The sequence below is a fragment of the Reyranella sp. CPCC 100927 genome, assembly GCF_007859315.1.
Taxonomy (GTDB): Bacteria; Pseudomonadota; Alphaproteobacteria; order Reyranellales; family Reyranellaceae; genus Vineibacter.
In genome coordinates this window covers 353,034-367,392 of record NZ_VOHA01000005.1, presented here as the reverse complement: position 1 = coordinate 367,392, position 14,359 = coordinate 353,034, and the positions used below count along the sequence as shown (strand labels likewise).

General features: G+C 65.7%; 14 protein-coding genes. 9 read left to right on the top strand and 5 right to left on the bottom strand.

Translation table 11 applies throughout. From position 1 onward, the window contains the following. The first annotated feature begins 101 nt into the window (after positions 1-101). From FQU96_RS17190 to FQU96_RS17180, 3 genes are all read left to right on the top strand, one after another. Positions 102-1,088, top strand: a complete 987-nt coding sequence (locus FQU96_RS17190) for a threonine/serine dehydratase (protein ID WP_146542518.1) — start codon at positions 102-104, stop codon at positions 1,086-1,088. A gap of 15 nt (positions 1,089-1,103) precedes the next feature. Then, positions 1,104-2,270 (top strand): cobalamin-independent methionine synthase II family protein, encoded by a 1,167-nt coding sequence (locus tag FQU96_RS17185; protein WP_146542517.1) that lies wholly within the window; start codon positions 1,104-1,106, stop codon positions 2,268-2,270. Between the two features lie 88 nt (positions 2,271-2,358). Next, positions 2,359-3,255, top strand: coding sequence for a helix-turn-helix domain-containing protein (locus FQU96_RS17180; RefSeq protein ID WP_146542516.1), 897 nt, complete (start codon positions 2,359-2,361; stop codon positions 3,253-3,255). Positions 3,256-3,266: 11 nt separating this feature from the next. Here the strand turns inward: FQU96_RS17180 and FQU96_RS17175 are convergent, their stop codons facing one another. The 4 genes from FQU96_RS17175 to FQU96_RS17160 all read right to left on the bottom strand — a co-directional run bounded on the left by FQU96_RS17175 (position 3,267) and on the right by FQU96_RS17160 (position 7,546). After that, the gene (locus FQU96_RS17175) at positions 3,267-4,568 is read right to left on the bottom strand and encodes an MFS transporter (protein WP_255468389.1); all 1,302 of its coding nucleotides are present in this window, start codon (positions 4,566-4,568) and stop codon (positions 3,267-3,269) included. Positions 4,569-4,697: 129 nt separating this feature from the next. Further along, positions 4,698-5,672, bottom strand: coding sequence for a 2-hydroxyacid dehydrogenase (locus FQU96_RS17170; RefSeq protein WP_146542515.1), 975 nt, complete (start codon positions 5,670-5,672; stop codon positions 4,698-4,700). 69 nt (positions 5,673-5,741) lie between these two features. After that, positions 5,742-6,644: a polysaccharide deacetylase family protein gene (locus tag FQU96_RS17165; RefSeq protein WP_146542514.1), complete on the bottom strand. Its 903-nt coding sequence runs from the start codon at positions 6,642-6,644 to the stop codon at positions 5,742-5,744. Then, positions 6,641-7,546, bottom strand: a complete 906-nt coding sequence (locus FQU96_RS17160; RefSeq protein ID WP_146542513.1) for a polysaccharide deacetylase family protein — start codon at positions 7,544-7,546, stop codon at positions 6,641-6,643. The genes FQU96_RS17165 and FQU96_RS17160 overlap by 4 nt, the downstream gene beginning before the upstream one ends. A gap of 154 nt (positions 7,547-7,700) precedes the next feature. Here FQU96_RS17160 and FQU96_RS17155 point away from each other — a divergent pair, with 154 nt between their 5' ends. The 4 genes from FQU96_RS17155 (at position 7,701) to FQU96_RS17140 (ending at position 11,684) form a co-directional block, all read left to right on the top strand. Further along, positions 7,701-8,897 (top strand): pyridoxal phosphate-dependent aminotransferase, encoded by a 1,197-nt coding sequence (locus tag FQU96_RS17155; RefSeq protein ID WP_146542512.1) that lies wholly within the window; start codon positions 7,701-7,703, stop codon positions 8,895-8,897. A gap of 105 nt (positions 8,898-9,002) precedes the next feature. After that, positions 9,003-9,770: an ABC transporter ATP-binding protein gene (locus FQU96_RS17150; protein WP_146542511.1), complete on the top strand. Its 768-nt coding sequence runs from the start codon at positions 9,003-9,005 to the stop codon at positions 9,768-9,770. Continuing rightward, positions 9,767-10,585, top strand: coding sequence for an ABC transporter permease (locus FQU96_RS17145; protein WP_146542510.1), 819 nt, complete (start codon positions 9,767-9,769; stop codon positions 10,583-10,585). Before FQU96_RS17150 ends, FQU96_RS17145 begins: the two co-directional genes overlap by 4 nt. 118 nt (positions 10,586-10,703) lie before the next feature. Further along, on the top strand, positions 10,704-11,684 hold the full coding sequence (locus FQU96_RS17140) for a tripartite tricarboxylate transporter substrate binding protein (protein WP_146542509.1): 981 nt from the start codon (positions 10,704-10,706) through the stop codon (positions 11,682-11,684). A gap of 7 nt (positions 11,685-11,691) precedes the next feature. Here FQU96_RS17140 and mepA read toward each other — a convergent pair whose 3' ends face one another. Beyond that, positions 11,692-12,546, bottom strand: a complete 855-nt coding sequence (gene mepA, locus FQU96_RS17135; protein WP_146542508.1) for a penicillin-insensitive murein endopeptidase — start codon at positions 12,544-12,546, stop codon at positions 11,692-11,694. Positions 12,547-12,624: 78 nt separating this feature from the next. Here mepA and FQU96_RS17130 point away from each other — a divergent pair, with 78 nt between their 5' ends. Together FQU96_RS17130 and FQU96_RS17125 are read left to right on the top strand one after the other, a co-directional pair. After that, positions 12,625-13,461: an enoyl-CoA hydratase/isomerase family protein gene (locus FQU96_RS17130; protein ID WP_146542507.1), complete on the top strand. Its 837-nt coding sequence runs from the start codon at positions 12,625-12,627 to the stop codon at positions 13,459-13,461. Next, positions 13,458-14,309 carry a TauD/TfdA family dioxygenase gene (locus tag FQU96_RS17125; protein WP_146542506.1) on the top strand — a complete coding sequence of 284 codons (852 nt, stop codon included), beginning with the start codon at positions 13,458-13,460 and terminating at the stop codon, positions 14,307-14,309. The genes FQU96_RS17130 and FQU96_RS17125 overlap by 4 nt, the downstream gene beginning before the upstream one ends. Positions 14,310-14,359 lie beyond the last annotated feature (50 nt).

Here is a 14,359-nt window from a genome sequence, read left to right as displayed (position 1 = left end):
TCTCCCGGGTCATTCGATGCTATCGCTACCGGCGGAACCGGGTCATTGATGTCGCGTGCGCGCTGACGTGCGTGAACATGGATACGAGCGATGAGGAATGTATGAGCCTCAGGATCACGATCGACGATATTCGCAAGGCTGAGGGCGTCATCGCCGGGCAGGTGCTGCGAACCCCGTGCGTCGCCAGCCCGGGTTTGGCAGCCGTGCTGGGCCGACCCGTCGCGCTCAAGCTCGAAACGCTGCAGCTTGCCGGTTGTTTCAAACCGCGTGGCATCGTCAACAAGGTGCTGTCGTTGTCGGCTGAGGAACGAGACAAGGGTATCGTGACCGTCAGCGGTGGCAACCATGGGATCGCCACGGCCATGATGGCGCGCACCATGGGACTGGCCGCGACCATCGTCATGCCGCAGGCCGCACCAGAACGGTCCAAGGCGCGGATCCGTGCGGATGGCGCCAATCTGATCCTGACACCCGACGTCGCGGCGGCATTCGACGTTGCCGAAGCCGAGCGGGCCAAGGGCCTGACCTACGTTCATTCGTACGACGATCCCCTGATCATGGCCGGGCACGGTACCCTGGGCCTCGAGTTCATCGCCGACGCACCGGGGTTGACCGACGTGCTGGTCAGCATCGGTGGTGGTGCCTTGATCTCGGGCGTGGCGACCGCCATCAAGGCGGTCAAACCTGATGTTCGTATCTGGGGCGTGGAGACGCAGGGCGCCGATGCCATGGCGCAGGCGTTGGCTGCGCAGCGACCGGTACAGATCAAGGTCACGTCCATTTCCTCGACCCTGGGCGCACCCTACGTGACCGAACGAACGCTCGAGCATGTCAAAGCCCTGGTCGAAGAGGTGATCGTCGTGTCCGACGCCGACGCGGTGGCCGGTGCTGTCACGCTGGCAGAGGAGGCCCGGTTGTGGGTCGAGCCGGCCGCGGGCTGCCTCATTCCGGCGGCGCGCGAGGTCGTGAAGCGGGCTGGCGCCGATGCGATGATCGGCTTGGTGTTGTGCGGCGGCAACACATCCGTGGCAGACATGACGCGCTGGGTCGATCGCTTCAGCGTCGGCGACGCTGCGACGGCCCGTTGACCACAGGAGAACGCGATGCAGCTCAGCACCGATCGAATCCTGACCACGCATGTCGGCAGCCTGCCACGGTCAGCGACACTTACGGACCTGTTGATCCGCCAGGAACGGGATGAGCCGATCGACGACGCCACGTTCGCACGCGAGGTCAAACAGTCGGTCGAGGCGGTCGTGCGCCAGCAGATCAAGGCCGGTGTCGACGTCATCAACGATGGCGAGCAACCACGGGTCGGGTTTCAGACCTATGTGCCGCAGCGCATGAAGGGCTTCGGTGGTGCCTCCAAGCGACCGTTCCCAACGGACTTCCGTGACTTTCCCGGCTTCGCCCAGGCCTCGGTGGCGCGTTTCCCGCGGCGTTCCAAGGTGCGTGACGCACCACAGGCGATCGCCGATGTTTCGTACGAGGACCTGAGTGCGGCCGAGCAGGAATGTGCCCTGTTCGACGCCGCCAGCGCTGGACATGCCGGGGGCTATGTCGATCGGTTCATGACGGCGGCGTCGCCCGGTATCATCGCCACGACCATGCTGAACGCCTGGTACGATAGCCATGAGAAGTACGTCTTCGCGCTGGCACGCGAGATGAGGAAGGAATACGAGCTGATCGTCGCCCGCGGCTTTGTCCTGCAGCTGGATGCGCCCGACCTGGCGATGGAGCGCGTCGTGCTGTTCCAGGACAAGTCACTGGCCGAATTCCAGGCGGTTGTCGAACTGCATGTCGCAGCCCTCAACGAGGCACTGGCGAACATCCCGCGCGACCGCGTGCGATTGCATTGCTGCTGGGGCAACTGGGAGGGGCCGCACGTGCATGACGTGCCGGTGGGCGACATCCTGCCGTTGCTGTACCAGGCCCGGGTCGGCGGGTTGAGCCTGGAGTTCGCCAACCCGCGGCATCAGCACGAATATGCCGAACTCAAGCGTCAGACATTGCCGGCCGAGATGGTGCTGCTGCCGGGCGTGCTGGACTCGACGACCAACTATGTCGAGCATCCCGAGGTGGTCGCCAACCGCATCTGCGAAGCGGTGGCGGCGGTGGGTGATCGCACGCGCGTGATCGCCAGCACGGATTGCGGTTTCGGCACTTTCGCCGGGTACGAATTCGTGGCGCCCGACGTCGTGTGGGCCAAGCTGCAGGCCGCGGCGGAAGGCGCCCGTATCGCAACCAGGCGGCTGTGGGGGAGATCGTAGCCGGCGCCAGTGGAGAACTGTCCCGAACAATTGTATAAGGCAGCACCAGCGACGAAATATCTCGCCGCAGCATGAAGTCGGGGATGTCATGTCCCAGGCGACCGTCCACTTCTTTCTGCCGGCGCCGGCGCTGCGTCACGCTGTCTCCACCTATTATGTCCTGCACATCGCCGGACCGGATGACGTCGAGGACATGTTTCCGCCGGAGTGGGCCAACATCCGGTTGGTCCTCTCGGGCCGTTGGCGGGTCAAGATTCTCGGACAGTCAGTCCAGCCCGTAGCGGAAGCGACGATCAGTGGGACGCAGGAGCGCGGTCTTGTTGCCTACGGCACGCCGGGGATCGGCATGGGCATCGGCATCCTTCCGGAAGGATGGGTTCAGCTGACCGGCCAGCCGGCGGACGCCTTTGCCAACCGCTTGCGGCCACTGTCCGATGCATTCGGCCCTCATGCGGGCGATCTGGTTCCGATGCTGCGGGCGCTAGCCGACGGTGATGGGGTTGTCGAAGCCCTTGATCGGTACCTTCTTGATCGGCTGGCCCCGCGGCCGATGGCACCCACGATCGTCCGAGAAGCGCACGCCGCCCTCGTCGATGCCGGCAACCGATCCGTGGAGGACTGGGCCACCTGCCTGACGTTGTCGACGCGGCAACTCGAGCGATTGTGCCTGCGTTATTTCGGCTTGCGGCCAATGCGCCTGCTGCGGCGTCAACGCTTTCTGCGCTCGCTCGCGGCCATCCGCGACGTGCCGCCGGGTTCCTGGGGCACGTTGATCGATCCGCACTACGTGGACCAGTCGCACTTCATCCGGGAATTCCGCTACTTCCTGGGGATGTCGCCGCGGCGCTATTTCGCGCGACCGCAGCCCTTCATGCGCCAGGCGGGCGACCGGCGAAAGGCGCTACTGGGATCGCCGGTGCAAGGGCTGCACGCCCCGGCTGCGACCGACGACGGCTCATCGGATGTGGTGGGGCGAACGGTTTAACCTGCGCACCGCTAGGCCGCCTTCGCGCGGACGATGCGGTGCACCTGGCCGGCCACGGCGCGTACCTTGCGCGGCGCGGCGAACCAGATGGTGATCGCGGAGATTACGCTCAGCGCGGCACCGATCCAGAAGCCGAGCGCGTAGCTGCCGGTCTCATCGTGGATGACGCCGGTGAGCCACGGGCCCGCCGCGCCGCCACCGATCATCAGCAGCATCACGACGCCGAAGATCGAGCCATAGTGACGGCCCTGGAAGATCTCGGCCACGATGGCCCCCATGACCGAGGTGAAGCCGTAGCCGAGTGCACCTTGTGCCACGACCATCAGCCACAGCAACACCGGTGAGGGAGTGTGTTCCAAGGCGATCAGGGCCAGGAAGCAGATCACGAAGCCCAGGCAGGCCACTGTCCACACCCATTCGCGGCCGATCCGGTCGGAGATGTAGCCCAGCGCGATCTGGCCGGGAATGGCGACCAGGCTGACGAAGCCCAGTGCCCAGGCGGCGTCGGACGTCGTGAAGCCGATCTCGACCAGGTACTGGGTCTGATGCACCTGGACGGCGTACCAGGCGTAGAGGCCGCTGACATAGGCAACGGCGATCCACCAGAACCGGCTGGTGCGGACGGCACGGGCCAGGGTCCAGTCGACGGCGGCCCAGGCCGGATCGACCACGTTCGATGCGGGACCGGTGGTGCCGGTGTTGGGGGCGTTGCTGTCACCGTCGGGCTGCAGGCCAAGATCCTCTGGGCGCCGCCACAGCAGCAGGTTCAGCGGCGCCAGCACGACCAGGACGACCACACCCAGCATCCAGCAGGCGGTGCGCCAGTCGGTGCGATCCATGAACGACTGCATCCAGGGCAACAGCACGATCGAGCCGACCCCGACGCCGGCAAACGCGATGCTGAGCGCCAGGCCGCGCCGGCGCACGAACCAGTTGGGCAGGAACAGCGATTGCCCCGTGTAACCCAGGCAGATGCTGCCGCCGCCCACCAGAACGCCCAGCGTGACATAGAGGTGCCAGGGTTGCGTGACATAAGCCGCCAGCAGCAGGCCGGCGCCCATCAGGACGACGCCCAGCTCCATCACGACCTTGGGGCCACGCCGATCCATCAGCCAGCCGAGGATCGGGCTCACGGCAGCCGAGACGAGAAACCCGAACGAGAAGGCGCCGGCAACCACGCCGCGCTCCCAGCCGAAATCGTGCAGGATCGGCGGAAACAGCAGCGAGAACGCGGTGCGCGCGTTGACGCCGATGGCCATCGTCACGAAGACGACGGCGACGATAATCCAACCGTAGAAAAAAGGCAGGCGCACGGAACGATTCCTCGACAGCAACAGTCCATCTTCGATAGCGCAAGGTTCAAGTTCGAATTGGCCTGCGCGATCGTCTGGCGCAATTCGAAGATACCGAAGCCGGCCTTCGGCCAATCCGAAGGCTGGCGCTTACAGTGCCTGGATCAGGTTGGTCGGCGGCTCGCCGCGCGCCACCCGATGGATGTTCTCGGCGATGGTATCGGCCCGGGATTCCGCCATGCCCTCCGTCCAGCCGGACATGTGCGGCGTCATCAGCACGTTGGGCAGGGTATGGAAGGGCTGGTTGCCGGGGAAGGTGGGGCCGGGACCGGACGGGTAGCGATACCAGACGTCAAGGGCAGCACCGGCGATGTGGCCACTTGCCAGCGCGTGATAGAGCGCCTCTTCGTCAATGATTTCGGCCCGCGCGACATTGATCAGGATTGCCGAGCGTTTCATCAGTCCGAGCTCGCGGGGGCCGAGCATGCCGCGGGTCGTGGCATTGAGCGACAGCGTGACGGCGAGGTAGTCGGCTCGCCGCAGCAGATCCGGCAGTGCCTCGGGGCCGCTCAACGACACCAGTGACGGATCGGCGCCGTGTGCCGTATCGCGGCGCATGGCGTGGACGTCCATATCGAAGGCGCGGGCGCGGCGCGCCAGCGCCTGGCCGATATGCCCATAGCCCAGGATGCACAGGGTCTTGCCCGCCAGTTCGGAATAGGGTGGTACGACCACGCCACCCCAACCGCTCTCCCACACGCCCTCCCGCATCCTGGCGTCCAGGCGGCTGAACGGACGGCTCATGCTGAGCATGGCGCCCATGACGTGTTCGGCAATGCCGGTGTCGTGGCCATAAGCGTTGGCGAGCCATGTCGTGGTTGGCAGAGCGGAGCGGTCGATGCGGTCGAGACCGGCGCCAGGCACCTGGACCAGCTTGAGGCGTCGCGCCGCCGCAGCCATGTCGCGATTGAACGCCAGCGTCACCAACACGTCGATATCGGGCAGGTGGGCGCCGATCCCGTCCTCATCGCCCAGCACGATATCGTGGTCGATCCGCAGGCGGCCTCGGACCCGCGGCTCCAGGCCGCGCGCGACTCCGCCGGCAAAGGCGATGCGCAGTTTCAACGTCGAGTCCTCCCGGCATGATCGCCATCATATCGGCTGCCCGCGGCGGCGCTTCAATTACGTGGCAGGTTATTGCCCGGAGCTGGCGGCGTTGAAGGCGTCGACGATCTCGCCAGCCGTCGCCTGCCACACCTGGGACCTGCCGGCGATGCGCTTCAGGGCTTCGTCGAGGTAGCGGATGCGGTGCGCCATGCCGATCAGCCAGGGGTGCAGGGCCAGGCAGAAGACACGGCCGCCTTCGGCATAGAGGCCATCGAAGGCTTCGGCGACGATCGCGGGGTAGCGTGACGTTTCGACCCGGCGCAACCACAGAAGCTGGACATCGTCCCATTCCGGCTGCGTCGGCAACGAGACGAACCTGCGGTCCATGGTCATTGCATACGGCTGATCGTCGTTGGGCCAGTCGGCGACGAAATCGAGCCCGGCCTCGGCCAGCAGGCGTGGTGTGCGCTGTGATTCACCGAAGTCCTGGCCGTGCCAGCCACGCGGCCGCTTGCCGGTGGTCCGTCCCAGCGTATCGAGCGCATCGCGGATGGCGGCGCGCTCTTCCTCCTCGTTCATCTTGCCGGTCAGCATGCGGGTGGCATGGCTGCCGTGGCCGATGAACTCGTAGCCGCGCTGACGGCACTGCTCGACCAGGTAGGGGTAGCGCTTGGCCGCGGCGCTGTTGAGCGCGACGGTGGCCTTGATGCCATGGCGGTCCAGAACATCGAGCACACGGAAGATGCCGACGCGGTTGCCGTACTCGCGCTGGGTCCAGGTACGATAGTCTGGGTCGTAGCTGCCGTATTCACCCACGAAGCGCGGGTCCTTGTGCGATCCGGGCGGCGCCTGAAGTTCCCAGTACTCGATCGCCAGCATCACCCAGAAGGCAAGGCGATTGCCCTTCGGCCACACGAGCGGCAGGCGCCGATCGATGGGCGAGAACGGGTAGTAGGGGTTATCCATACCCGGCGGGATAGACGCGGTCATGCCGGGACTCCCAGGTGCTGCCGGAAGGGCGCCAGTCCGTGGGCAATGTACCAGTCGGCGATCTCCGCGCCCGTGGTGATCCAGGCGTCGCTGTGGCTGCGGATGTAGGCGAGCGCCCGGTCGAGATGTGCCAGCCGATGCGGTGCGCCCATCATGTAGGGATGCAATGCGATGCACATGACGCGCGGTTGCGTGGCGCCCTCGCGATAGACGGTATCGAAGTGGTCGATGATCATCTGCGTGAACTCAGCAGCTTCCAGCGGCCGGCGGTAGATCATCGCGTCGTTGATATCCATGGAGTAGGGGATGCTGATCAGGTTGCCGCTGCGTACCTTGAGCGGCGTCGGCTGATCGTCATGATAGAAATCGCAGTAGTAGGTGATACCGGCCTCCGCCACGAGGTCCGGCGTGTTGGTCGTGAACGACACTGCCGGCGAGAACCACCCGCGCAGCTTGCGGCCGGTCAGGCGTTCATGGATCTCGCAGCACTGCGCGATGGCGGCGCGCTCCTCGTCCTCGCCGTAGGACCAGTGGTAGCGCGTGTTGTAGAGGCCGTGCGACATGTATTCCCAGTCGCGCGCCTCCATGGCCTCCAGGATCTCGGGATACATCTCGATCACCGAGAGCGACAGCGATACCGTGCAGCGGATGTCGTGCTTGTCCAGCACCTCGAACATGCGCCACAGGCCGACCCGGTTGCCGTAGTCGCGGCCGCCATAGCCCAGCACGTCGGGATGCGGCTGCCGCGGCCAGGGATTGCGCACGCGCACGTCGGCCGGCATGTACTCGTAGTGCTCGATATTGGGGACGACCCAGACTGCGACGCGCGCGTTGTTGGGCAACGCCAGTTTTGGCCGCGTCACGACCGGCGAGTAGGAGAAGCGCTGTTCGGGATCGATCATGGCGCAACGCTAGCACGCCGTCGCGACCGCGCCACAGGCATGGTGCGCATCGGGCATGCGGCACGCACCTTGAGATAACCAATCAGCCCTGACATAGTGCGCCCCTTCGACTTGGCGAGATTTGTGCCAAGTCATTGACAAAGCGAGATTTTTTATGCTGCCCGAGCGTGTGTTCCTGCCTGGCACCAAGGCTCCGATCAGCGGCCATGTGGCGGACATCCCAACGTCGAAGATCGGCGATGTCGCCACTGTCGGGCGCGGCAATCCCAACGTGATCCCGCTGTGGTTCGGCGAGGGCGACCTGCCGACACCGCGCTTCATCTGCGACGCCGCCGAACGGGCCATGCAGGCCGGCGAGACTTTCTATACCTGGCAGCGCGGCATCCCCGAACTGCGCGATGCGATCGCACGCTACACCAGCGCGCTCTACGGCATCGATTGCTCGTCCGATCGCATCACCGTCACCGGCTCGGGCATGCAGGCGATCATCCTCACCTGCCAGGCGCTGATCGATCCCGGCGACAACATCGTGGTCGTGTCGCCGGTTTGGCCCAACATCGTCTCGGCGCTCAGCATCGTGCGCGGCGTCAGCAAGCCCGTGTTGCTGGAGCGCAAGGACGGCGTGAACTGGTCACTCGACCTCGACAAGCTGTTCGCGACGGTCGATGAGCGCACGCGTGCCATCTTCGTGAACTCGCCCAGCAACCCGACCGGCTGGACCATGCCGTCGGCACAGCAGAAGGCGATCCTCGACTTTGCGCGCAGCCGCGGCATCTGGGTGATGGCGGACGAAGTCTATGCCCGCATCGTCTACAATGCGCCGCACGCGCCCTCGTTTCTCGAGCACGCCGCGCCCGATGATCCGCTGATCGTCCTGCAGAGCTTCTCCAAGCCGTGGGCGATGACCGGCTGGCGGTTGGGTTGGATGACATCGCCGGACAGTTTCGGCGAGGAGATCGCCAAGCTGCTGCAGTTCAACCTCAGCGGCTCGCCGGCGTTCCTGCAGCGCGGCGCCGTGGCGGCGATCGAGCATGGCGACGATTTCGTGAAAACGATGGTGGATCGCTGCCGTGCCGGCGGCGAACTGGTGTTCCAGCGCTTGTCGGCGCTGCCGCAGGTCAAGGTGGCGCGACCGGAAGCGGCGTTCTACGCGTTTTTCTCCGTCGATGGCATCAGCGACAGCCTGGAGTTCGCCAAGAAGCTGGTCATTGACCACCAGGTCGGCATCGCGCCGGGTGCTGCTTTCGGGCCGGGCGGCGAGGGGAACTTCCGGCTGTGTTTCGCGTCGAGCACCGAGCGGCTGAGCACGGCGATGGACCGCATCGAAGCCGGTATCCGCGCCGCCTCGTGACGGCAGGACTGTCATCCCGAGCATAGCGAGGGATCTTTTCCGCCGGAGGCACGGTGCGTCATCGGGAGAGATTCCGCGCTGCGCTCGGAATGACAGGATGAACTGATGTATGCCGTCATCGATGTGCGCAACCTGCGCAAGGCCTACGACAAGATCATCGCGGTCGATGATTTGACGTTCGCGGTGCCCGGCGGCGCGGTGCTGGGCTTGCTGGGCGGCAATGGCGCCGGCAAGACCACGACCATCTCCATGCTGTTGGGTCTGCTGGTGCCGACATCGGGCCAGATCCGCATTCTGGGCGAGGACATGCTGCGCCACCGCTACCGGGTGCTGCCGCGCATGAACCTGTCGTCGCCCTATGTCGACCTGCCGCACCGGCTCACGGCACGGCAGAACCTCGCCGTCTATGGCCGCCTGTACGGCGTGCGCGACTTGCCCCGGCGAATCGCCGAACTCGCAGAACAGCTCAACCTCAGGGACCATCTTGACCGGCCGTTCGGCCATCTGTCGTCCGGGCAGAAGACGCGCGTCACGCTTGCCAAGGCCCTGGTGAACACGCCGGCCGTCCTGCTGCTCGACGAGCCCACCGCGTCGCTGGATCCCGATACGGCAGACTGGGTGCGGACCTTGTTGAAGGACTACCAGCGCCAGACCGGCGCCACGATCCTGCTGGCCTCGCACAACATGCAGGAAGTCGAACGCCTGTGCGACGACGTGATCCTGATGCAGACCGGCAAGGTCTTCGATCGCGGGGCGCCCGATGCGCTGATCGCCCGCTTCGGCCGCGACAGCATGGAGGAGGTGTTCCTCGACATGGCGCGTGGTCGTCAGCGCAGCGTCGAGGAACTGCGCAAGGCGGAGGTGGTGCGATGACATCGGCAGCAACGGTGCCAGGCTCGCCGTTCAGTCGCGTAACCGCGCTGGTACTGCGCCACTGGTACATCCTGCGCGGTTCGTGGCTGCGGATCCTGGAGCTGGCCTATTGGCCCGCCGTGCAGATGGTGATGTGGGGCTTCCTCAGCGAGTTCCTGGCGCGCCAGACCAACTACGTGGCGCAGGCTTTCGGCATCCTGCTGTCGGGCATGCTGCTGTGGGACGTGCTGGTGCGCGGCCAGCTCGGGTTGTCGATCTCGTTCCTCGAGGAAATGTGGTCGCGCAACCTGGGCCACCTGTTCGCCAGCCCGTTGCGGCCGATCGAGTTCGCCGCCGGCATCGTCACCATGAGCCTGATCCGCACCGTGGTCGGCATGGTGCCGGTGACGATCCTGACTTTTGCCTTCTTCGACTTCTCGATCTATTCGCTGGGCTGGCCGCTGCTCGCGTTCTTCTTCGCGCTGCAGATGTTCGGCTGGGGCGTGGGGCTCGCGATCTCCGGCATGGTGCTGCGCAAGGGGCTGGGCGCCGAGACCTTCGCCTGGGCCGCCGTCTTCATCCTGCTGCCGGTGAGCGGAGTTTACTACCCGATCGATGTCCTGCCGGGCTGGCTGCAGCACATCGCCTGGGCATTGCCGCCCGCCTATGTGTTCGAGGGCATGCGCGCGGTATTGGCCAATCACGCCCTGCGGCCGGAGCTGCTGATCGGCGCGTTGGGGCTGAGCGTCGTCTATCTGGTGATCGGGTTCGGCTGCTTCATGTGGCTGTTCAACGGTGCCCGCCGTAAAGGCCTGCTGTCGACCCAAGGGGAGTAGGGACCGCGGCACGGCCCGGGGAATGCCACAGCAGGGAAGCTGGACGTAGACCCGGGCACTGGTTTCACCCACTATCGTCGATATCCGGCGCAGACCGGAAGATTGGGAGTGAAACGTCATGAGGATCCGTCAGCGGCACGGGCGGCGCGCCCTTCTGTTGGGACTTGCCGGAGCGATTGCAGCGCCGAACGTCGTGCGTGGGCAATTGCGCTGGAAGCCAACGGGGCCGATCACCGTCTACAATCCGCTCGCCGCCGGCGGCGTGTGCGACGTGCATCTGCGCTTCCTGGGCGAGCGCGTCAGCAAGATCCTGGGACAGCAGGTGCTGGTCGACATCAAGGCCGGCGCCGGCGCCACGCTGGCCGCGGCCCAGATGCTCAACGTCAAGCCGGACGGCCAGATCATCGCCTGCATGACGATCAACAGCCTGCGCTATCCGCACTACCAGCAGGCCAACTGGCATCCGCTGCGCGACTTCAGCTACATCACGGGCCTGTCCGAGTTCACCTTCGGTGTCGTCGTCAAGGCGACGTCGCCCTGGCAGTCGATCGAGGATCTGATCGCGGCAGGCAAGAAGGAGCCGGAGAAGTACAACTACGGCACCTCGGGAATCGGCGGCACGGGCCACCTCCTGACGATCGAAATCGAACAGGCGAGCGGCGCGCGATTCACGCACGTGCCCTACAAGGGCGGCGCCGAATTCATGCCGGCGCTGCTGGGCGAGCAGGTGCACTTCGTCCCCGATGGTGCGCAGTGGGCACCGTTCGTCGAGAGCGGTCACGTGCGTCTGCTGGCGATGGCCACTCCGGAGCGTTTCCCGAAATACCCCGACAAGCCGACCCTGGTGGAGCGCGGCATCAATGCCATCGCGGTCAGTCCCTATGGCCTGGTCGGCCCCCGTGAGTTGCCGCCGGTTGTCATCCAGACCCTGCACGGCGCCTTCAGCGAAGCGATGAACGACCCAGGCCACCAGCCCGTGCTCGACAAGTTTGTCCAGGTGCCGTGGCGCCGCGATCCATCTGCGTATCGCGCCTTCGCCGAGAAATATTTCGAGGAAGTCCGACCGCTGCTGATCAAGTCGGGCCTCGCCAAGGCCTGACGCTGGACTACGGTGCGTGCAGCACGGCCTGGCAGGACGCCGGGTAACGTGGTGGGCGAGGCTTGGGCGGGGGCGGCGCCACGGCCGGGCGGGGCGGCGGCGGGACGAACCAGTCGTCGAGCGACTTGCCACAGCCGTCACCGGCCGGAATCGGCGCCTGCGGCGTGCATTCAGGGCTGTCGGGTGGGCACACCAGCCGCACGTGGAAGTGCTCGTTGTGGAAGTACCAGGGCGTTACCTTGCGCAGCCATGTGCGATCGCCGGTTATGGTCTGGCACAGTTGGCGCTTGATCAGCTTGTTCACGAAGATCCGGTCGACCGCGGGGTCCTCGGCCGCCAGTCGCAGCAGCGTCGCATGGCCCGCTTGCCACACGGACGGGTCGATCCCGCTATCGTCGGCCAGGGTGAGGGAGCGCAGCAGCGGCTCCTCGCGCGCCGCGGCGGCCAGGCGCGGCTTGGGCGACAGCTCGAACCAGATATCGACATCCAGTCCGACCTGGTGGCTGGCATGGCCGAAACCCATGCGGCCGCCGCGAGGCTGGGAGATGTCGCCGATATAGACCGTGGGCAGGCGGCTGGCCTGTACGCGCCGGCCGAAATCCTGCACGAAGCGGACGACGCTGTTGTGGCCCCAGTAGCGGTTGCGGCTGACGCGGATCACCTCGTAACCGGGCCCCTCCAACGGCAGGGCCACGGCGCCGGAGATACAGCCGGCGGCATAGCTGCCGATGACACGGGCGGGGCCGCCGCTGGGCGTACCCAGGTTGGCGAAGGTAAGCCCGCCATCCTGGGCCTGGACGGCGGCGGAACCGGCGAGCGAGACAAGCGCGGCAAGAACTACCCGAACCATACGCGACGTCATGGGCCACCTCGGAAATCGGCATGTGGGCCATGCCGGTGCGACCTTCCGCGAGTATAGCCCGTCGTCTAGAGTCGGGCCATGTCGCTCTTTCCCCCGTACGAGACAATCCTGTTGGCAAGGACCGCCGATGTGGTGCGGCTGACCTTCAACCGACCGCAGCGCCGCAACGCGCTGACGCACACCATGATGGTGGAAATCGGCGATGCTATTCGCAGGGTCCGTGACGATGGTTCGGTCCGCGCCCTGGTGCTCGCCGGCAGCGGCGGTGCTTTCTGCGCCGGTGGCGATATCGGCGCCATGACCGATATGCCGCCGCCACCGCAAGACGGACAGGACGATCCGCTGGTCGCACCGTACCGGGTGTTCGGCGATGTGTTGATTACACTCAACAACCTGCCGGTCCCGGTGATCTCGATCGTCGAGGGACCGGCCGTGGGTGGCGGTTTCGGGATGGTGTGCTGCTCGGATATCGTGATCCTGGTGCAGGGTGCGAAGTTCGGCATTCCCGAGCCCCGCACCGGCTTCATCCCCTCGCAGGTCCTGCCCTTCATCGTGCGCCGCATCGGCGAGGGGCCGCTGCGCGAACTCGCCGTGACCGGTCGCGTCATCGGGGCATCAGAGGCCTTCAACCTGGGGATCGGCCGGCATCTCTGCGAAACACCGGAGCAGGCCAACGCCATCCTGCAGGTGGCGCTGGCCGACATCCGGCGTAATTCGCCGGCAGCCCTCGCCGCCGTGAAGCGGCTGGTGCTGGCTTGTGCCGTCCAATCGGATGTCGAGGTGCTCGACGCTGCGGCTATCGAGCTGGTCGTGCTGCTGCGCCGCCCCGACACGCAGGCCGGCATGCAGGCATTCCTCAACAAGCAGACGCCGCCCTGGGCCAGGGCAGACGGCGACACCGGGAGGACCTCATGACGCAACAAGCTCGCCGCAATTTCCAGTACCTGGATGTCCGACCGATCGCCGGTGCGCTGGGCGCCGAGTTGCACGGCATCGACCTGTCGCAGGATTTGGACGACGACATGATCGCCGAGGTGCGCCAAGCGTGGCTGGATCACCTGGTGGTGTTCTTCCGCGATCAGACCCTGACGCCGGCGCAGCAGGTCGCCTTCGCGCGGCGCCTGGGTGAGCCGATGGAATACCCGCAGCTCAAGGGGTTGCCGGATCAGCCGCTGATCACGCCTGTGATGAAGCTGGAGCACGAGCGCACCAACTTCGGCGGAGTCTGGCACTCCGACACGACCTACCTGGAGCGGCCACCGATGGCGAGCATGCTCTATGCCAAGGAAATCCCACCGCAGGGCGGCGATACAGAATTTGCCAATCAGTACCTTGCCTACGAAACACTGTCCGCCGGCATGCGCCACGTGCTCGACGGGCTGACCGGCATCAGTTCATCGCTCAAGGCCGACGCGTCCAAGACCCGCGAAGACCGGCTGAAGGCAGCCGGCGAGGAACTGAAGACGCTGATCGCCGAACATCCCATCGTGCGCACGCATCCGGAAACCGGGCGCAAGGCGCTCTTCCTCAACACCGGTCACACGACACAGTTCAAGGGCTGGACCGAGAAGGAGAGCCAGCCGCTGCTCGACTTCCTGTTCCAGCATCAGGTCCGGCCGGAGTTCACCTGCCGCTTCCGCTGGCAACCCGGTTCGCTGGCGCTATGGGACAATCGCTGCGCCATGCACAACCCGATCAACGACTATCACGGCTACCGCCGAATCCTGCACCGCATCACCCTGGCGGGTGACCGGCCCGCCTGAATGACGGCCACCGCCTATTACTCGGAATCACTCGTCGGTGATACAGGTGT

Coding starts and splice junctions, on each gene's coding strand:
- FQU96_RS17190 (WP_146542518.1), top strand. CDS start 102: ATGAGCCTCAGGATCACGATCGACGATATTCGCAAGGCTGAGGGCGTC.
- FQU96_RS17185 (WP_146542517.1), top strand. CDS start 1,104: ATGCAGCTCAGCACCGATCGAATCCTGACCACGCATGTCGGCAGCCTG.
- FQU96_RS17180 (WP_146542516.1), top strand. CDS start 2,359: ATGTCCCAGGCGACCGTCCACTTCTTTCTGCCGGCGCCGGCGCTGCGT.
- FQU96_RS17165 (WP_146542514.1), bottom strand. CDS start 6,644: ATGACCGCGTCTATCCCGCCGGGTATGGATAACCCCTACTACCCGTTC.
- FQU96_RS17160 (WP_146542513.1), bottom strand. CDS start 7,546: ATGATCGATCCCGAACAGCGCTTCTCCTACTCGCCGGTCGTGACGCGG.
- FQU96_RS17155 (WP_146542512.1), top strand. CDS start 7,701: ATGCTGCCCGAGCGTGTGTTCCTGCCTGGCACCAAGGCTCCGATCAGC.
- FQU96_RS17150 (WP_146542511.1), top strand. CDS start 9,003: ATGTATGCCGTCATCGATGTGCGCAACCTGCGCAAGGCCTACGACAAG.
- FQU96_RS17145 (WP_146542510.1), top strand. CDS start 9,767: ATGACATCGGCAGCAACGGTGCCAGGCTCGCCGTTCAGTCGCGTAACC.
- FQU96_RS17140 (WP_146542509.1), top strand. CDS start 10,704: ATGAGGATCCGTCAGCGGCACGGGCGGCGCGCCCTTCTGTTGGGACTT.
- mepA (WP_146542508.1), bottom strand. CDS start 12,546: ATGACGTCGCGTATGGTTCGGGTAGTTCTTGCCGCGCTTGTCTCGCTC.
- FQU96_RS17130 (WP_146542507.1), top strand. CDS start 12,625: ATGTCGCTCTTTCCCCCGTACGAGACAATCCTGTTGGCAAGGACCGCC.
- FQU96_RS17125 (WP_146542506.1), top strand. CDS start 13,458: ATGACGCAACAAGCTCGCCGCAATTTCCAGTACCTGGATGTCCGACCG.